We start from the raw sequence: 18,466 nt of genomic DNA on the forward strand, positions 1-18,466 counted from the left end.
TAGTCTAGAAATCACCCATGGAGGAGCAATGGTCACCAAGATTCGCACCACGCACGTCGGCTCGCTGCCGCGTACCAAGGAGCTGCTGGAGGCAAACCTCGAGCGCTCCGCGGGAACCATCTCGGAGGAGGCCTTCCGCGAGATTCTGCACAGCTCGGTACAGGATGTGGTCAAGCGCCAGCTCGATCTGGGCCTCGACATCATCAACGAGGGCGAGTACGGCCACATCACCTCGGGCGCCGTGGACTACGGCGCCTGGTGGAACTACTCCTTTACCCGGCTTGGCGGGCTGACCATGACGGATACGGACCGCTGGGAGGCCAGCGAGATCGTCCGCTCGGAGCCAGGCAAGCCGCGCCTGACCTCTTTCATCGACCGCCGTGACCGCCACCTCTTTTCTGAGGCCTACAACGATCCGGATTCCGGCATCTTCGCCGGCCGCGCCAAGGTGGCCAACCCTGAGTTCACCGGCCCGGTGACCTACATCGGCCAGGACCAGGTGGAGCAGGATGTGCGCCTGCTTGCCGACGCCCTCCCCGCCGGCACCCAGGGCTTCATTGCGGCGCTGTCCCCGGGCTCGGCGGCCCGCCTGACCAACCGCTTCTACGAGGACGAGCACGAGCTGCTGCGCGATGTGGGCACGGCCCTGCGCAGCGAGTACCAGGCCATCACCGACGCCGGGCTGACGGTGCAGTTTGACGCCCCAGATCTGGCTGAGGCCTGGGATCAGATCAACCCGGAGCCCTCGGTGGAGGATTTCCGCGGCTTCGTGCGTGAGCGCATCGATGTGCTCAACGAGTCCATCGCCGGCCTGCCCAAGGAACAAACCCGCCTGCACATCTGTTGGGGTTCCTGGCATGGCCCGCACGTCACCGACGTGCCCTTCGCCGACATCATCGAGGAGATCCTGCGCGCGGAGGTCGGCGGCTTCTCCTTCGAGGGCGCCTCGCCGCGCCACGCGCACGAGTGGCGCGTGTGGCAGGACCACACGCTCCCAGAGGGCACCGTGATCTACCCGGGCGTGGTATCCCACTCCACCAACGCCGTGGAGCACCCGCGCCTCGTGGCAGATCGCATCATTACATTCGCGGAGCTGGTTGGCCCCGAAAACGTCATCGCCTCCACGGACTGCGGCCTGGGTGGGCGTGTGCACCACCAGATTGCGTGGGCCAAGCTGCAGTCTCTCGTGGAGGGCGCTGAGATTGCTACGAAGGAGCTCTTTTAAGAAGAGCCCTTTCCGGGCGGGCTGGAGCTTTTACCAGGTAAAGCCCGCCTTCTTGAGCTGGTAGCGCAGGCCGTCGAGGATGGACGGATCAATCTTGGCCATGATGATGGTGGCCTGCAGGCCTGCGGCGAGTAGGCCCAGGAAGCCGCCGATCCAGGCGAAGACCTCATCGACGGTCTCGTTGGGGCGGGCGGACTGCAGCCAGTCGGGCATCTCGTCCCACTTCTTCTCCAGCGCGGCCTTCTTATCGGCGTCGACGCAGTCGGGCACCTTCGGCATGCCGGAGGAGCCGTAGCCGTCGAGGATACCGAAGATGAGCTCCTGCGGGCCCATGAAAGAGGAACCGGCGGTGCCGTTGGCAACTGCTTCCTCGTGGTCCTTCTCAGCCTGCTTGACCTCGGCCTTGCACTCTTCGCTGAGATCGGAGGTGTCGATCTTGCCCACGTTCATGGAGCTGCCGCCACCGGGCTTCTTCTCCACGGAGCCTTCCTTGTTGCCAGCGCTACCGTCTTGGTTGGAACCCTCCTTGTCGGAGGAGCTGCCTTCGCCCTCGTTGCCTTCGGCGCCATCAGCGCCATCAGCGCCGTCGGTGTTAGTTGCGGCGTCGGCAGTGCTCTCAGCGGCGGTGGCGGCAGCGGGGGTGCTGTCAGTCGGGGCGGCCTCCTGGGCACCCGCAACGGGGGCAAGCAGCGAGGTACTCAGTGCGCAGGCGGCAAGCAAGGACGTGGAAAGTCGCATATCAGCGTTCTCCTCAAGGAAGCGTGGTTAGAAACGTACAAGGCTCAGTGTCGCGGTGACCTAAATGCCGCGGCGACCTGAATCCTCATACGACGGGGCAGAAACTTCATTCAATGTAGCAGCCACCCCGCCGTGTGGGGGAGGGAGTTAGAAGAACTTTTCCACCTCAGCGCGCAGCGGCGCAGGCAGGAAAGCCAGGATCTGGTTGCGGATAGCGGGGTTGAGCACCGCACCCACCGCGGCGGCCAGCAACGCGATGATGCCAGCAGCGGCACCCACGGCGGCACCGACGGAGGAACCCTCGCTCGGCTTGCCGGAGCCGTCCGCGCTGCCCTCGCTATCGCTGTTGCCGTCGTTGCCGTTGCCGCCGTTACCGTCACCATTACCGTTACCGCCGCCGAGGAGATCCTCCACGGCGTAGACAGTGGTGGTGCCGGAGACCTCGTTGCCCACCACCAGCAGAGGCTTGCCGTTGGGGGAGTCCTTCTTGTCCACGAAGGCAAATCCCTCCGGGCCGAGGTCACCGGCCGCAGCAAACTCATCGGTGCTGAAGTCGCGGTTGTTGACGTAGGTGGTGAAGGTGGCCTTGGCCGGGTCGGTGACGTCGTAGACAAAAATGCCGCCCACGCGCTCAGCACCGATGAAGGCGTAGGTGCGCTCGCCCACCGTGCCGATGGCCAGCGCCTCCGGCTCCGGGCCCTTGTTATCGGAGCGATCGTCGAAGGTGGCCTCCTCGTTGTCGGCGTTGTGGTTGAGCACGCCCTGCTCGTTGAGCTGTGCGGTGATCTCCTCGAAGTCGGAGCCGGAGTCGAAGACGACGTTGCCCTCGGCGTCGTAAATGCTAAAGGAGCGGGAGCCGAAGGAGTAGAGCTCGTCGTAGCAGCCCTTCTCCCCGTTCCAGCCGGAGGCGGTGCTCAGCTTGAGGTTGCCGGCCACTTCCTTCTTGGCCAGCTCCTCTGGGGCAACATCGCCCAGCGCACCCTCGCAGAGCTCGTCGTCCTTGATGATCTCCTTGAGCTCCTTCTCCTCGGCGTAGACGCCGGTGCCGCCGTCCTTTTCCTTCACGCCCCACTCGCGGGCATCGCCCTCGTTGGCGGTGGCAAAGTAAGTCTTACCGCCAGCGGTGAAGGCGCCGATGGAATCAGGCATGGACAGGCCCTTGACCGGGATGGTGCGCAGCTCAGCCTTGCCATCCTTGTTGGAGGGATCCAGCGGGGTCTTCGAGTGATCAGCAATGAAGGCCGGGATGATCTTCTCCACGGTGGCGCTGGCGATGTCGATGACGCCAATCGCGTTGGCCTCCTGGATGGTGACGTAGGCCTTGCCGTCCTGGGAGGTGATGTACTCCGGCTCGAAGTCCACAGAAGGCGTGGACTCGTGGGCCTTGGGGCCAAAGACGCGCACGCCGGCAGGCGGCTCGGTGCCGTCAAAGGCACGGAAGTCGGCGGTGCGCACGTCGGCGTCGGTGGCGGCGGCGACCTTCTCCGGCAGGGCGATGACGGAGACGGAGCCTTCGGGGTCCGCGGCGTAATCGTCGCCGGTGGCATTGAGCTCGTTGGAGGGCTCGCCCTCGTTGGCCAGCAAGGCGTGCGTGCCATCGGCAGTGATGTGGACGTTATCCGGCAGCGCGCCCACGCCCACGCGGCCCAGCTCGGCGGTGGCGAGATCCTCGGCGGTGGCGTCGAAGAAGAGTGCTTCGCCCGGCTGGGTCTTATCGGCCTGCTGGACGGCGGCGATGGCCAGGCCGTCGGGGCGCACGGCCACAGAGTTGATCTCCTTGTCGGCGCCGGCGGAGACCGAACCGATCTTGGTCGGCTTGGCCGGATCGGAGGCGTCGAGAACGTCGATCTGCCCAGACTTGGCGTTGACGGTGAGAATGCGCTGGGAGGCCGCGTGGAAGGCGACGATCTCCGCGGCGGACTCCGCGTACACACCGGACTCGTAGGTGCCAATCGGCGTCAGGGAAAGGCCGGCGTCCGCCGCCTGGTGGGTGACAGGCTTGTCCACGATGGTACCCTGAGCAGCGGGAACGGCGAGGCTCAGGCAGGTCGCGGTGGCGGCGCACAGGGCGATGGCGCGCGCGGGCAGGAAGCGAGACATGAGAGGGAAACTCCTTCATCAGGGTTGTAGAGACAGACCGGATCAACCTTGCTGGGTGTGGATGTAGGGCGCGCGAACAGCCTGTGTCCGGCGGGCAAGCTCTTGGTTAACTTCCGGTTAATCGGTCGATTGGCAGGTAATGCCTCCTGGCGGGAGGGGTGCGCGCTAGAATGTCCCACTATGACTACTGCCGAAGAGCCCTTCGAACCCGTGCACGCCTCCGACATCCAGATGGCCCAATCGCGGATTAGCTCGGAGATTGCCCCCACCCCGCTGACCTACTGCCCGCGCCTGTCCCAGCAGACCGGCTACGAGGTCTACCTCAAGCGCGAGGATCAGCAGGACGTGCGCTCCTACAAGATTCGCGGTGCGCTCTTTGCCATTTCCAACCTGAGCGAGGAGCGCCGGGCCCGCGGCATCGTGACGGCCTCGGCCGGCAATCACGCCCAGGGAGTGGCCTATGCCTGCCGCACCATGGGCATCCGGGGCAAGATCTTCCTGCCGGAGCCCACCCCGAAGCAGAAGCGCGACCGCATCCTGGTCCACGGCGGCGAGTTCGTGGAACTGGTGGTCACCGGCGCCAACTTCGACGAGGCCGCCGCCGCGGCCCACGCGGATGCCGCTGAGCGCGGCGCGGAGTTCATCGAGCCTTTCGACGCCCGCGATACCGTCATCGGCCAGGGAACCGTGGCCGCCGAAATCCTGGCCCAGCTCTCCGCCATCGGCCGCTCCCTGGACACCGTGGTGGTGCCCGTGGGCGGCGGCGGCCTTATCTCCGGCGTGACCTCCTACCTGGCGGACATGGCGCCGAAGACCACAATCCTGGGCGTCGAGCCGGCCGGCGCAGCCTCGCTGTGCGCGGCCCTGGAGGCCGGGGAGCCGGTCACCCTGGACTCCATCAACCCCTTCGTCGATGGGGCCGCCGTGGGGCGCATCGGCAGCGTGCCCTTGAAGATCCTGCAGGCCAACCGCGAGCGGATCCGGGCCATCAGCGTGGATGAGGGTGCGGTGTGCACCGAGCAGCTGGCTCTCTACCAGAACGAGGGCATCATCGCCGAGCCCGCCGGCGCGCTCTCCGTAACAGGCCTGTCCGCCGTGGACGCCGCGCCCGGCTCCACCGTGGTGTGCATCATCTCCGGCGGCAACAATGACGTCCTGCGCTACGCGGAGATCATGGAGCGCTCCCTGGTCCACCGCGGGCTCAAGCACTACTTCCTGGTCAACTTCCCGCAGGAGCCCGGCCAGCTGCGCCACTTTCTGCAGGAAATCCTCGGGCCCAACGATGACATCACGCTCTTCGAATACCTCAAGCGCAATAACCGCGAGACCGGCACGGCGTTGGTGGGCCTGCAGCTGAGCGACGCCGCCGATCTCCCCGGCCTGCTGCAGCGCATGGAGGATTCCAAGATCAAGTGCCAGCAGCTGCACCCGGGCACGCCGGAATACGATTACCTCGTGGCCTAAGGCAGGGTGAGTAGCAGGAATGCTCACGAGCTATCACCGCCCGCGCGGCGGCGTGACCTACGAACACGAGATTGAGATCAAGCGCTCCCGCTTCATCACCCTGGTGGCACGGGTGTGTGACGAGCAGGAGGCGCGCGCGTTTATCGACGCCGCCCGCACCCGCTTCCCGGATGCCCGCCACCACTGTTCGGCCTACATCTTCCACGTGGACGGCTCCAACCCGGTGGAGCGCTCCTCCGATGACGGCGAGCCCTCCGGCACCGCGGGCAAACCGATGCTCGACGTGCTCAAGGGTTCCGGCATGCTCGATATCTGCGCGGTGGTGGTGCGCTACTTCGGCGGCATCAAGCTGGGTGCTGGGGGATTGGTGCACGCCTACGGCGGCGCGGTGAGCGAGACCCTCGGGAAGGTGGAACACAGCACCCGCGCGCTGCGCGAGCTCTACACGGTGGCCTTCTCCCATGCCGAGGCCGGCCGGCTGGAAGCCGAGCTGCGCAACCGCGGGTTGGAGATCGTCGATACCGCCTACGGCGCGGAGGTCACCTACACCCTGGCCATCGAGCCGGGGGAGGCAGAGCAGCTGGCAGCCACCCTGGCCGCGCTGACCCAGGGCAGTGTGGAACCGGCTGAAGCCGGCACCGCGTGGGTGGATATGGACGCCTAGGGCCACAAGGTAGACTCACACCCATGACTATGCAGCGACGCCCCAACAACCCCATTGAGCAGAAGAAGCAAGCAGTGCGCAAGCACTCCCGCAACGCGGTGGTCTCCGTGGTCGGCGGCGTGATCCTCGGCTGGGCGCTCACCGGATTCTGGGTGTGGATGTCCCTGGGCCTTATCGTTGCCGTGGTAGGCGGTGTCTACAACTGGTCGCGCATCCAGAAGATCATCAACGAGAACAACAATCAGTACTAGGCGCCCGGCCCGTGACTATGCAGCCAGACGGCAAACCCGTCCGCATTGACGCCTGGGTGTGGTCGGTGCGCATGTTTAAGACCCGTTCCGCGGCTGCCGACGCCGTCAAGGCCGGCCACGTCAAGCTCAACGGCAGCGCCACTAAGCCCTCCCAGCAGGTGGTTCCCGGTGATCGCGTCCGTGTGTGGCGCAACCACCACGAGCATGATCTCGAGGTGCTCGCCACCGTGTCCAAGCGGGTGGGCGCCCCGGTTGCGCGCACCTGCTACATCGACCATGCGCCGCCGCCGCTGCCGAAGGAATTCCTGCCCTCGGTGCCCACCCGCCCCAGGGGCGCGGGGCGCCCGACCAAGAAAGAACGCCGAGACATGGACAAGTTCCGCGGCGGATTCCGCTAACTGCGCTTCTTGTGAGTACTCGGGGTGGAAGTACCCGACTTGTTAGCACTCGGATTGCTGGCACCCTTGCCCTCGGCCCTGGAGGCCCGGAGGTTCTGCAGTGCCTTGTAGCGCGCCTTGAGTCGGCGCTTGCGGTCATGGCGGTCGCCGGCGTCGGCGGTGGCCTCGATGTGCGCCTTGCCAAAGGCGTTGAGCAGGAGGTCGTCGATAAGCCGCACCTGGCCCGGCTGGAAGCGGTAGCGCATGGCGTCGTGAACCAGCGCGATATCCCCAGGTTCCAGCAGCGCCTTGAGCTGGCTCATCGTGGTGATGCCATTGAGCTCGAGGATCTCCTGGAGGAAGCGGTAGTGCTCGGAGCGTGAGCGCGGGTACTTTCCGCCCATAAGTACGGCCAGCACACCCGGCAGGGTCTCCGGGGTGAGCTCCACTTCATCGTCCGGATCCGTGGAAGGATCCTTGAGCGCGGCGATCTCATCGAATTGCTGATCTGCCAGCTCGATGAGACACGCGGCCAGGGTAAAGAGGCGATCCACCTGGGCCGAGGGCGCATGCGGGCCCTGCTTGTAGCGGATATCGTGCTCAAATTCCGCCCACGCGTGCTGCAGCACGGTGCGGATCTGCACCTCGAAAGTCCAGCCCTCGTAGGCGGCCAGCTCCTCAATCGCAGTGCCCACCCGCAGCACCAAGTGGTGCGAGCCGTAGCCAAAGCCGCCGGAGATGCGGGTCTCCGCGGCCTTGTCCACTGACTTGATGACGGTGAAGGACTGGCCCAGGACCTCCAGCGCTTGCGGGATGGCCGTGGAGTGGAAGAGGGTGACGCGCACGCCGAGGACGTCGTGGATGTCCTCCCACGGGTTGGGGTAGAGCGGCTGCCCATCCGCGCGGCGCTTCTTGGCCTTGGCTTTCAGGGAAGGCCAGCGCTTGATGCGGGTAGAGACGCGGTCAAAGATCACACCGGCGTCATTGAGCAGATCTTCGATGGCGTCGCGGAAGTCATCTGCTGCGGTGGGGTGCTTGCGTACCCACTCGTGGTACTGGTTGCTTAGATGAGAAATAGTTGATTCTGGCACTCCGGCCACCTCCGTTCGCGCCTTGGTGCGTCGCGCACACTACAGCCGGACACGCAGCGCCTTCCGCTTTCACCCGGCGGCGCCGTGCTCTCACGGCCCTCATAGCCCTCTCACACTTCAAGAGGGAATCCGTTAGCCAATACTAGCGGTTGTTCGCTCATCACGGGGCGATGCGCAGGCTTGGTGTTAAGTGCGTGCCGGGCCAGCGTGAGGGCCTGGTCTGCGCTGGCATCTGGTAGGGCGAAAAGCGTGTGGCGGTCCGGCACCAGGTAGGTGATGGTGCGGGCCTGGGTGAGGCGGCGCAGGTGGTTGTTGAGCAGGCGGAAGGTCTGCGGATGGGCCAGCCAGGCACTGGCGGTGCAGCGGTGGGCGCGTACCTCCAGCCCGCCCCGCGCGCCGGGCAAGGCCACTGTGGCGGGGCGCACATCAAAGCGCACGCCTTCTGGAGTCAGGGCCCGCTCCTGTAAGTTGAGCGCTGCCCGGTCCCAGGCTTGGCGCGGGGTGAGCCCGATGACGTCGAGCGCGTGCTGGCTGACCCTCTGGTGGGCGGTGCCGTCCGTGCGCACCAGCGTGGTGGACAACGTGCGGGAGAGCTGAATCGCGGCAGGTGAGTCACCGAAGCCATCGCTGCACAGCGTGATCCCCGTGAGCTCCTTGCTGGGGCACAGCGAGGGAAGAAGCTGCTCGGCGTTGAGCTCAACGCGGCGGGATGCCGGCTCCGCAGGCGGGTTCGGATCCGCCAGCGCAGCGCTGCCTGGGGCTCGGGCTGGGGCCGGGGCAGAAAGCGTGAGCGTCATGGTGAGGGCACCTCCATGTCCAACCCGGGTGCCCGGTGAGGCTAGGCAGTACAGCGAGGCGCCCGGTGAATGTGGCAACTGATGTTGATGTGTGTGCCTTTATTGGACTGAGACTTTGCTCTCGCGGTTCCCGTCCCTGGGAAGAAAAATCTACGCTCGGTGGGGGCAGTCGCCTGTGACGGCCTGTGGCCGGTTGCCCGCAGGCTGCCACAGGCGGCTAGAAGGGCGGCTCCTCGGAGAGCTGCAGCTCCTCCAAGAGTTTTTCCGCCGGCCACATCTCAATGCCCTGGCCCTTCTCATTGAGCTGTTTGGCGCGCTTCTCTTTGGAGGTGGTGGTGGCCCACTCGCCAATGACCAAAATTGTGGTCTTCTTGGTCACGTTCTTGCCCACCTGGCCGCCGCGCTCAGCGATGCCCCTCCACAGCAGCCCTTTGTCAAAGGGAGCAAACTCGCCGGTAAGCGTGACATTCTGGCCAAAGAGGGCGCCCTCTGGGTCGGCATCGGGGTTGGGATCCGGGATGGTATCCGGCGTGGCCACTGACTGCCACGGTGCCGGCGTGCGCTGCTTGCCACCACCATCGGAGGCAGCGTTGCTTGCCTGCGAAGCACCCGTGCCTGAGCCGGCACCGGTGTTCTTGGCGCCGGCGGCAGACCCAGCGCGGCGGGTCTTGCTGCGGAAGTCCGTTCCGGCACCGAGATCCTCCGCGGAGGTCGGCGCGGTGTGCTCGCGCAGCACCGGGATGATGGACTCCGCATTCATGATGCCGAGGGTGAATTTGCGGGCGCGGAAGAGTTCCTCGATGGAACCGCTGTGGCCGAAAAGCTGGGCCAGCCTGCACACGATGACGCCAGCGGCGCGGGCATCCTCTGTGGCATCGTGGTGGCGGAAGCGCTCCGCGCCCACGTAGGCGGCCACCGTGGGCAGCTTGTGGTTATCAACGGTGATAACGCGTGCCGCGGAGGCATCGCGGGCCAGGGCCAACGAACACGCCAGCTCCACGGTGGGAATCGGAGCCTTGGCGCGCAGCAGGCCAGTGCGCAGTGCGGTGGAATCGAACTGCGCGTTGTGTGCGACGAGGACGTCCTCGCCGAGGAAGTCGAAGAGCTCGGCGGCGGCCTCCGCAAAGGGCTGGGCACCGGCCACGTCCTCAGCGGTGATGCCATGGATGGAGATGTTGACGTCCTCGAAGTGCTCCAGCCCGGGCGGCGGGGTGCACAGCCAGGTGCGGGATTCGGCCTCCTCGCCATCGCGGAAGCGCACCGCGCCGATCTGGCACACCGAGCCCCAGTTGTCATTGGCGGTTTCCACATCCACCGCGGTGAAGTTCAGTCCGGCGATGGGCTGTGCCTCAGGCGCCTCGCCGCGCAGCGCGGCCCTAATGGCACCGGCCAGCCGGGTGGCGTCCTGGTGCGGGGCGCAGCGGATGACCAGGGGCTCGGCGTTCGCCGAACCGTGGGAATGCCGCAGGCGCACGGCTCCGAAGGCCGTCGCCGTGGGCTCCTGGACCTGAACCGAGGAGGCGTCGATGGAGCTTAGCGGGATGGTCTCGTGGGCGCTCGCGCCCAGGCTGGTGGCCAGCCTGCTGCGGTTGATCGTCAGGGAGCTGGCGGTGACCTCGACGGTGGCGCCGTGGACAACAAATGACACGGGGTGCCTTTCTAATGGTTGGTGGGGGACTCTGGTGGAGCAGGCTGCTCAGAGAGCTCTGCCGCAAGCGCTCTGGGATCTAGGAGTTGAAAATGGGCGGCTCCTCCTGGCGCAGAATCAGCGTGGAACGCGGCTCCACCAGCAGAGCGTCCTCGGCATCGAGGTGGGTGTCCTCGGCTGGGTAGCCGCCGGAATCGGCGGTGTCCACGATGAGCTTCCACTTCGCGCCGAGGTCCCGGGTGGGCAGGGTGAACTCGATGGCCTCGTGGTGGGCGTTAAAGATCATGATGAAGGAGTCATCCGTAATCCGCTCGCCGCGGCAGGTGGTCTCCGTGATGGCGTTGCCGTTGAGGTAGACCATGAGGGCCTTGCCAAAATCATGATCCCAGTCATCCTGCGTCATCAGCCTTCCGGAGGGCACAAGCCAGGCGATGTCGCGGTCCTGCACGTCGGAGCCCAGCGGGCCGCCGGCCAGAAAACGCTGGCGGCGGAAGACGGGGTGGCGCTGGCGGATGTTGATCACGCGCTGGGTAAATCCCAACATTGCGGCGGACTTTTCCTCCTCCAGCAGGGACCAATCCATCCAGGCAATCTCGTTGTCCTGGCAGTAGGCATTGTTGTTGCCTCCCTGGGTGCGCCCCAGCTCGTCGCCGTGGCTGATCATCGGGGTGCCCTGGGAGAGTAGCAGCGTGGTGAGGAAATTACGCACCTGGCGGCGGCGCAGCTTCTTGATCTCCTCGTCCTCCGTGGGGCCCTCCACACCGTGGTTCCAGGAGCGGTTGTGGGACTCGCCGTCGCGGTTGTCCTCGCCGTTGTCCTCGTTGTGCTTGTCGTTGTAGCTCACCAGGTCACGCAGGGTAAAACCATCGTGCGCGGTGACAAAGTTGATGGAGGCGGTGGGGCGGCGGCCGTTGTTGCCGTAGAGATCGGAGGAGCCGGTCAGACGGGAGGCAAACTCACCCAGGGTGGCGGGCTCGCCGCGCCAGAAATCGCGCACGGTGTCGCGGTACTTGCCGTTCCACTCGCTCCAGATCGGCGGGAAGTTGCCCACCTGGTAGCCGTTGTGGCCCACGTCCCAAGGCTCGGCGATGAGCTTGACCTGGCTAACCACCGGATCTTGCTGGACGAGGTCGAAGAAGGTGGCGAGCTTATCGACGTCGTCAAGCTCGCGCGCCAGGGTCGAGGCCAGGTCGAAGCGGAAGCCGTCCACGCGCATCTCCGTGACCCAGTAGCGCAATGAATCCATGATGAGCTGCAGGGAGTGCGGGTGGCGCACGTTGAGGGAATTGCCCGTGCCCGTGTAGTCCATGTACAGCGCTGGGTTGGAATCCACCAGGCGGTAGTAAGCCTGGTTGTCGATGCCGCGGAAGGCGATGGTGGGGCCCAGGTGGTTGCCCTCAGCGGTGTGGTTGTAGACCACGTCGAGGATGACCTCGATGCCGGCTTCGTGGAAGGCGCGCACCATCGTCTTGAACTCGGCGACCTGCTCGCCGGGGTTGGAATTGGCGGCGTAGTCGGAGTGCGGGGCGAAAAACCCGAAGGTGTTGTAGCCCCAGTAGTTGCGCAGCCCCAGCTTGCTCAGGCGATCATCCTGCAGGAACTGGTGTACCGGCATGAGCTCGACGGCGGTCACGCCCAGATCCTTGAAGTAGTTGATGATGGCCGGGTGCGCCATGCCGGCGTAGGTGCCGCGCAGCTCCTCGGGCACGCCCGGGTGGGTCATCGTCATGCCCTTGACGTGGGTTTCGTAGATGACCGTCTCATTATCCGGGGTGTGCGGGCGGCGATCCCCGCGCCAGTCAAAGAAGGGGTTGATGACCACGGAGAGCATCGTGTGCCCCAGGGAGTCCTCCTCGTTGCGCCCGGAACCGGGCTCCTCGGCGTGGATGTCGTAGGAGTAGAGGGAGGAATCCCCGTCGAAGTCGCCGTCGAATGCCTTGGCATAGGGGTCAACCAAGAGCTTGGAGGGGTCGCAGCGCAGACCGCGCGTGGGCTCGTAGGGGCCGTGGATGCGGTAGCCGTAGCGCTGACCGGGGCCGACGTTGGGCAGGTAGGCGTGCCACACGTGGGCGGAGACCTCCTGCAGTTCTACGCGTTCCTCCTGCCCCTCGCGGTTGATGAGGCAGAGCTCTACCTTTTCTGCCACCTCCGAGAAGATGGCGAAGTTGGTTCCTGAGCCGTCGAAGGTGGAGCCTAGCGGGGTGGGGGAACCGGGCCATACGTGGAGGGGCTGCGGGTACGAGGGGTGGGATTCAGTCATGAGGGCCAGCTTAGTCAAAGCGGCCCGGGCTCACCGAGATGCCTGAGCGGTGAGCCCCGCGATGAGAAGGTCGATGGTGCGGTGCAGCTCCGCGGCACCGTCCTGGGGAGACTCCGTGGCACCGTCCATAGGTGAGTCCGCGGCAAGGGAGCTCTCGCGATTGCCCTCGAGCAGCTGCGCGCGTGATTGCGCAAGGTAGGTAGCGCCCAAGATGGAGTGAATGAGGGTGCGGCTGGCGGTGCGCACGCTGGCCTGGGGTGCACCGGGCACGGCGGCGGCAAATGCCTCCTCGCATGCGGTATCCAGGGTGGTGCCGATGTTGAGATCGGGGTGAGCCAGGCCTGCGATGGCTACCTCCGCGCCGTCGCGCCAGCGTAGGAGTTCACCGCGCAAGCTGAGAGCCAGCTCCTCTGGGGTGGTTCCGCCCACGGGTGCGAGGACTGCCTCGGCCATCGCGGCGATGAGCTCCTGCTTGTTGGCCACGTGCCAATACAGCGCGCCCGGGGCCACGTTGAGGGAGGAGGCCACACGGCGCATGGTGACATCGGGCAGGCCATAAGAGTCAAGGAGATGCAGGGCAGCTGAGATGATGGCGTCGCGGGATAGTTGCACGGTGTCCTACTTTAGCTGTGAGGCAGTTAAGAAGCGGCGAATGAGGGTTCACAGGTTTCTTTGAGGTGACCGTCATGAATTCGGGAGTGGCGCCTTGGTACAATCGCCAAGAATTAAAAAAGTTGCGTTGTTGAACTACAGTTCAGGAGAGTGTCCCTTGTCCTTTCTAACCCCTGCTAAGAAGTCCCTCGTTGCCCTGACAATGGTAGCCCCGTTGGCTTTGGCGGCATGTGGTTCCGACGAAGAGGAAGCAAAGGGCGGTGCCAGCTCGAAGGCAACCACCACCACTCAGTCGGCCACCTCCGCTAAGGACAACAAGACTTCCAGCGAGGAAAAGCCGGCAGAGGAGAAGCCGGAAGATAAGGAAAAGAAGGAAGGCGAGGAGCCGCAGGCCGTTCCGGAGCAGCTCGAGAACCCCTTCGAGGGCGGCAACAACCCGCTGGAGAACGCCAACCCGGCCACCCCGGTCCAGGGTCAGCCCGCTAGCCAGGCAGACATCGACGGCATCAACCAGCTGGTCCGCGGCCTCTACGAGACCAAGACCATGCGCCAGTTCTTCCGCTACATGCCGGAGCACACCTGCGCCGCTGTGATGAACTCCCAGGGCGCTGAGATGGCCAACATGGACTACAACCAGATCCCGGATGTTCCGATGAACGATCTAAAGAGCATGCTGGAGGCCAGCGGCCAGGACACCTCCCAGCTTCAGGGCTTTGACTGGAACGCCATTGGCGTTGAGTCCATCAACGACGTCGTGGTCAACGGCGATGATGCCTCCGCCACCGTCAACGTCAACACCAACCAGGGGCTGGACAGCTCCACCATGCGCTTCAAGCGTGAGAACGGTAACTGGACCTTCTGCGGTAACGAGTAAGCAGTCGGGATTCTTCTCGAGTAATTTCTGCAATTTCTAAGGAACAATTCACCGCATCCGCTGTGTTGGATGGTCGGATCGTCCGCCGTGTTGGCTCGTTGGATGCGGTGATGTAACTTTCACTGGTGATTAAGACACAGTTTCGTGTACCTCGCGCCATCGGCTTCGGCGCGGGGTCGCTTGCCGTTTCGCTCATTGTCTACTCCCTGGCGGGGGCCTTGTGGGGAGTATTTCGGCCAACACTGAGCGGCACGCGTGTCAACGAGGCCGGCGCCTACCAGTTTGAAAGCCTCGACAATGTGGAGTTCACCGCCTTCATTACTTTCGCGGTGATCACGGGGCTCATCGGCATGGTGTTCGGCGCCGTAATGTATCAGCGCAACGTGCGCTACCGCGGGCTGCTCACCCTGCTGTGGGCCGGTGTGGTGTGCCTGGCAGGTGCAGCTGCCTTCTATGTGGTGGGCGGGGTAACGGCAACCTCCGTGCCAGAAGAACTCGGGGAGGTTGTGGAATTCGCCCCGAAGTTCACTCCGCAGATCGCGTGGCTAGTGGCGCCCTTCATGGCCATGTTTGCGTATTGGTCCGCGGCCTTCGTTGACGTGGATTCTGCCTTCGGCACGGGTGAGGAGGCCGAGGCGGAGGCTGAAGACGACGTCGAGGCGGCGGCAGGCGTGGACTCAGGTGAGCGGCCGGATAGGGTGCGCGAAGCGGGGGAGTAAGGGCATAGGGCCCGCGCCCGTTTGGGGGTATGTGCAGCGTAGGCCTTGTGCGCGGCTAATTAATACGGGAAAATCAGTATTAAAAAGTGATGCGAAATTTTCGCAGCGTTGTAGTGTGGTGTGCATCATAGCGGGTAGGGCCTTGGTTTATGCCGGCTGTGATGTAGGCGTTTTCTGATTTTTCTCTCTCCCTTTACTCCCTCAAAACTCTAGGAGGCCGCGATGGATATCGTCCTGGCACTTGGCGATAATCCCGACTACCCAATGTGGCTGCGAGCCACGCACCTAATCAATTTCATTCTCATGGGGCTGCTCTTGCGCTCCGGATGGGAAATCCTCTCGTCATTGCCACGCTTGTGGTGGCGCAATGACTGCGCACCCGGCAAGGAGTGGCTGAAGTTCACCAAGCGCGAGTTGCCCAAGGAGGAGGGTGTCTACACCTCCCTCATGGATGAGCTTTCTGCCTCGCCGCTGCTCACCCTGCCCGGCCGTGAGAACGTTGGCCTGGGGCGCCACTGGCACGGCGTGGCTGTCATGCTGTGGGTGCTCAACGGTGTGGTCTACGTGGGGCTGCTCTTTGGCACTGGCCTGTGGCGGCGTATTGTGCCCACCTCCTGGGACATCATCCCGGAAGCCTGGGACAGCCTGCTGACCTACCTCAGTTTCAAGACTCCCGCGCTGGAGCACTTCGACCCCTATGATGCGCTGCAGCAGCTCGCCTACTTTGGCGTGATCTTCATCCTGGCGCCGTTCATGATGCTCACCGGCGTGGCCATGGCGCCGGCCGTGCGCGTGCGCTTCCCACGCTATGTGAAGTTCTGGGGCGGGCACCAGGGCGCGCGCTCGCTGCACTTCATTGGCATGGTGCTCATGTGCATCTTCATCATCATCCACGTCTTCCTGGTTTTCTTTGTGCACCGCGAATACAACATGGTGCACATGGTCTTCGGTGACGTCACGCCTGAGCGCTACGCACAGGCGTTTACCACCATGGTGATCACCATCGGCGTAGTGATTATCTTGTGGATTGCGGTGTCCTACTGGTCGCTAGCAGATCGCGCCCGCGCGCAAAGACTTACTGCAGGCTTCACGGAGATTGGCCGCAAGATCTTCCTCAACTGGATGCGCCCGGTGCCTAAGACTCAAGAGGTATTTACGGACAAGGATATTTCCGAATTTCACTGGACCAACGGCCTGCCGCCGACTGCAGAGGAATCCCCGGAGTGGACGCAGTTCCGCGACAATGACTGGGCGGATTACACCATCACCGTGGCTGATGACGTCAACGGCACCGAGCGGGTGGTCACCCTCGACGAGCTGCGGGCGCTGCCGCAGAAATCCTACGTAGCCACTCATACGTGCATGCAGGGCTGGTCGGCGACTTCGCGCTGGGAGGGGCCCAGCATGACGGACGTTATGGGGCTGCTGGGGCCCAAGCCGGAGGGCGCTCGCTACGTCATGGTGGAGTCCTACGGCCTGGCGCAGAAGATGTATGACAACCGTCCGCGCGAGCCGTTCTACGCCTGCTTCGACGCGGAGACCGCCGCGGAGGATCAGTCCATCCTGGCCATCTCCCGCAATGGTGAGCCGCTCGAGATTCACCTGGGCGCGCCGGTGCGTGCACGCGTGGAATCCAACCACGGCTACAAGGCGGTGAAGTGGGTCTCGAGGATTGCCTGGATTCACGATTATGCCGACTACGGCGACGGCCGCGGCGGCACCCGTGAGGACTCTGCGCTGCAGGCTTTCAACGGACGTATCTAAGATCTGCTCAGGAACCGCATTTAGGGGTGGTTATTAGCCGCCCCTAAGTTCCTGAGCGGGAAAAATGACCCCGTTGAACAATTACCACGGAGAAGATCGTACAATTTGCCCTATGTCGATCATCGTTTCCACTTACTACCGTGTCAGCGGGGTCAAGAATGACCGCGACGTGCGCAAGAGCTTGCAAGCTCTTTACGATATTTTCGCTGCCCATGGGCTCGGCCAGGCGACCTTCGAAATCACTGACGACGAGCATGCACGCCTTGTGGTCAAGCACAAAGAGGACGTAGACCCCTCCATTCCTGCGATGAATGAAGCGCTGGCCAAGGCGGGGAGCTACGAGATTCTTGAGCGGCTCGAGCCGGTCGCAGCGCATGTGCGCTAGGGCTGGCGTGTTCCGTAAAAAATGTGCGTAGGTGTCAGTGTTTGACCGGGGTAGCACATTTTCCGTGTATTCACCGGGATTTTCCTATCGGAGTAGACGAACGTCTACTCCTCGCTGCTTTTCCTTGCGTCCTAGGGAGGGGCGCATACTCTCAACGGCGGGCAACAGAAAGGAATAATTATGACTTGACCTCCGGCTCTTTGAGCTGGGGGCGTTGTGGAGGTAAATGAGATGAATGTCCCGGTAACAAGAGCCCTGATCCCTGTCGCAATCATCGCCGCCTTCGCGGTGCTACTTGCCCTCAATGTCATCAGCCTAACGAGTTTCCTCTGGGCCGCGGGAACTCTGGCCGTGGCGTCTGTCATTCTCCTTATCGTGTCAGTGGCAGGACCACACGAGGGCAAAGAGAAACGGCATAGCAGCGACATCAATCATTAAGAAGACATCAGAATTCAGCTGCGGGGGAACCAGCTGCTTTCCCTCACCCATCACAGCGCTAGGTTCGACGCTGGGGTCGGGAATGAGTCGGATTAGGGCCACTGCACGGGGGAGGAGCCCACGGCCTCGGTGGCGATGTCATCGATGCCGTGGAGGATGTGCTTGATGGAGCGGCCCAGGGCGGTGACCAGTTGGGCGTCGGAAAGCCCGGCGGCGGTAATGACCGGATAGTCCAGGCGCACCTGCAGCCCGTCCATGTTGGAATGGCAAAACGCGGAGGCCGAGTGGTTCTTGCGGTTCCAGTCATTGCAGATGAGGAAGATCTTGGAGAACTCGCTGCCGGGGAAATCGGGGTCCCAGTGGCCCTTGATGAGCAAGCTAGGGCCGGACTCGATGACGAAGGCGAAGAGGACGTCGTTGATCCAGGCGTAGACGACTTCGTCGGAATCGCTCTGGAAACGGATGATGCCCAAGGCGGGCAGGAGCTTTTCCAGGCGGGGCACATCCACGGGCAGGACGGTGCTGGCGGTATCCTCGGCGGATTCCTCCTCCGCGGCGAGCAGCGCTGAGCCCCGCTTGACCTGGGTGAGCAGCGGGAAGTAATCCACTAGCGCCTCGAGGAAGGCTTGCGCGTTAGACAGTGCGGGCAGCACGGAGGCCTCGAGCTGCGCGGCGGTGGGGGTGTGGTGCACCACGAGGAAGGTGTGGCCCCAGACCTCGACCTCCTCGGGGCTGGCGTAGTTGAGCACCAGTCGCGGCGAGAGGCAATCATGGTTCCAGTCGTTGACAAACTCGCTGAGATCAGGGATCTCCCCAAAACCGAGCAGCCCATGGTGGGTGGTGTAGAAGCGGAGGACTGGCTCGCCCTTGGGATCCATGCTCACGCGGGTTTCACCCAGCGGGGGATGGGGAAAGAGCAGATCGTGCGGGCCGAAGCGCGCGTAATCCATCCCTGCCTCCTGGGCCAGCGCCGCCACTCTGCTCAGCACAGTAGAGTGAGAGCGGCTGCTCGCGTCCTGTGCCTCCATTGCGTTGCGCCTTCCTGGCCCGGGGTGTGGG

General features: G+C 64.0%; 17 protein-coding genes. 9 read left to right on the forward strand and 8 right to left on the reverse strand.

Going from position 1 to position 18,466, the window contains the following annotated elements:
* Positions 1-28: 28 nt before the first annotated feature.
* A complete protein-coding gene (locus Q4E25_RS02050; RefSeq protein ID WP_303153486.1) occupies positions 29-1,225 on the forward strand; it encodes a cobalamin-independent methionine synthase II family protein in 1,197 nt (398 codons plus the stop codon).
* Between the two features lie 30 nt (positions 1,226-1,255).
* On the opposite strand, the gene Q4E25_RS02055 is transcribed toward Q4E25_RS02050, so the two are convergent.
* Together Q4E25_RS02055 and Q4E25_RS02060 are read right to left on the reverse strand one after the other, a co-directional pair.
* Positions 1,256-1,963, reverse strand: coding sequence for a hypothetical protein (locus Q4E25_RS02055; protein WP_303153487.1), 708 nt, complete (start codon positions 1,961-1,963; stop codon positions 1,256-1,258).
* Positions 1,964-2,110: 147 nt separating this feature from the next.
* Positions 2,111-4,063 carry a choice-of-anchor I family protein gene (locus Q4E25_RS02060; protein WP_303153489.1) on the reverse strand — a complete coding sequence of 651 codons (1,953 nt, stop codon included), beginning with the start codon at positions 4,061-4,063 and terminating at the stop codon, positions 2,111-2,113.
* 180 nt (positions 4,064-4,243) lie between these two features.
* On the opposite strand from Q4E25_RS02060, the gene ilvA reads away from it, so the two are divergent.
* The 4 genes from ilvA to Q4E25_RS02080 are packed head-to-tail and all read left to right on the forward strand — an operon-like array spanning position 4,244 to position 6,840.
* Positions 4,244-5,527, forward strand: coding sequence for a threonine ammonia-lyase IlvA (gene ilvA, locus Q4E25_RS02065; protein ID WP_303153492.1), 1,284 nt, complete (start codon positions 4,244-4,246; stop codon positions 5,525-5,527).
* Positions 5,528-5,546: 19 nt separating this feature from the next.
* Complete coding sequence (locus tag Q4E25_RS02070) at positions 5,547-6,191, forward strand: YigZ family protein (RefSeq protein ID WP_303153495.1); 645 nt, start codon at positions 5,547-5,549, stop codon at positions 6,189-6,191.
* A gap of 23 nt (positions 6,192-6,214) precedes the next feature.
* Positions 6,215-6,442, forward strand: coding sequence for a hypothetical protein (locus Q4E25_RS02075; protein WP_303153497.1), 228 nt, complete (start codon positions 6,215-6,217; stop codon positions 6,440-6,442).
* Positions 6,443-6,459: 17 nt separating this feature from the next.
* Positions 6,460-6,840: an RNA-binding S4 domain-containing protein gene (locus Q4E25_RS02080; protein WP_303153611.1), complete on the forward strand. Its 381-nt coding sequence runs from the start codon at positions 6,460-6,462 to the stop codon at positions 6,838-6,840.
* Here Q4E25_RS02080 and Q4E25_RS02085 read toward each other — a convergent pair.
* From Q4E25_RS02085 to Q4E25_RS02105, 5 genes are all read right to left on the reverse strand, one after another.
* The gene (locus Q4E25_RS02085; protein ID WP_303153500.1) at positions 6,837-7,910 is read right to left on the reverse strand and encodes a GTP pyrophosphokinase family protein; all 1,074 of its coding nucleotides are present in this window, start codon (positions 7,908-7,910) and stop codon (positions 6,837-6,839) included. The two genes, Q4E25_RS02080 and Q4E25_RS02085, sit on opposite strands and share 4 nt — an antisense overlap.
* A gap of 110 nt (positions 7,911-8,020) precedes the next feature.
* On the reverse strand, positions 8,021-8,707 hold the full coding sequence (locus Q4E25_RS02090) for a hypothetical protein (RefSeq protein WP_303153502.1): 687 nt from the start codon (positions 8,705-8,707) through the stop codon (positions 8,021-8,023).
* Positions 8,708-8,924: 217 nt separating this feature from the next.
* Positions 8,925-10,355, reverse strand: coding sequence for an exonuclease domain-containing protein (locus tag Q4E25_RS02095; protein ID WP_303153504.1), 1,431 nt, complete (start codon positions 10,353-10,355; stop codon positions 8,925-8,927).
* A gap of 79 nt (positions 10,356-10,434) precedes the next feature.
* Positions 10,435-12,615 carry a glycogen debranching protein GlgX gene (gene glgX / locus Q4E25_RS02100; protein ID WP_303153505.1) on the reverse strand — a complete coding sequence of 727 codons (2,181 nt, stop codon included), beginning with the start codon at positions 12,613-12,615 and terminating at the stop codon, positions 10,435-10,437.
* Positions 12,616-12,645: 30 nt separating this feature from the next.
* Positions 12,646-13,227: a TetR family transcriptional regulator gene (locus Q4E25_RS02105; RefSeq protein ID WP_303153507.1), complete on the reverse strand. Its 582-nt coding sequence runs from the start codon at positions 13,225-13,227 to the stop codon at positions 12,646-12,648.
* 157 nt (positions 13,228-13,384) lie between these two features.
* Here Q4E25_RS02105 and Q4E25_RS02110 point away from each other — a divergent pair, with 157 nt between their 5' ends.
* From Q4E25_RS02110 to Q4E25_RS02125, 4 genes are all read left to right on the forward strand, one after another.
* Entirely contained in the window at positions 13,385-14,101 is a 717-nt protein-coding gene (locus Q4E25_RS02110; protein WP_303153509.1) for a hypothetical protein, read from the forward strand.
* A gap of 125 nt (positions 14,102-14,226) precedes the next feature.
* The gene (locus tag Q4E25_RS02115) at positions 14,227-14,820 is read left to right on the forward strand and encodes a hypothetical protein (protein ID WP_303153511.1); all 594 of its coding nucleotides are present in this window, start codon (positions 14,227-14,229) and stop codon (positions 14,818-14,820) included.
* Between the two features lie 222 nt (positions 14,821-15,042).
* Positions 15,043-16,584, forward strand: a complete 1,542-nt coding sequence (locus tag Q4E25_RS02120) for a molybdopterin-dependent oxidoreductase (RefSeq protein WP_303153514.1) — start codon at positions 15,043-15,045, stop codon at positions 16,582-16,584.
* A gap of 112 nt (positions 16,585-16,696) precedes the next feature.
* Positions 16,697-16,969: a hypothetical protein gene (locus tag Q4E25_RS02125; RefSeq protein ID WP_303153518.1), complete on the forward strand. Its 273-nt coding sequence runs from the start codon at positions 16,697-16,699 to the stop codon at positions 16,967-16,969.
* 530 nt (positions 16,970-17,499) lie between these two features.
* On the opposite strand, the gene Q4E25_RS02130 is transcribed toward Q4E25_RS02125, so the two are convergent.
* Positions 17,500-18,435 (reverse strand): YbjN domain-containing protein, encoded by a 936-nt coding sequence (locus Q4E25_RS02130; protein ID WP_368502596.1) that lies wholly within the window; start codon positions 18,433-18,435, stop codon positions 17,500-17,502.
* Between the last annotated feature and the right edge of the window lie 31 nt (positions 18,436-18,466).

It is taken from the genome of Corynebacterium sp. (assembly GCF_030532325.1).
Taxonomy (GTDB): Bacteria; Actinomycetota; Actinomycetes; order Mycobacteriales; family Mycobacteriaceae; genus Corynebacterium.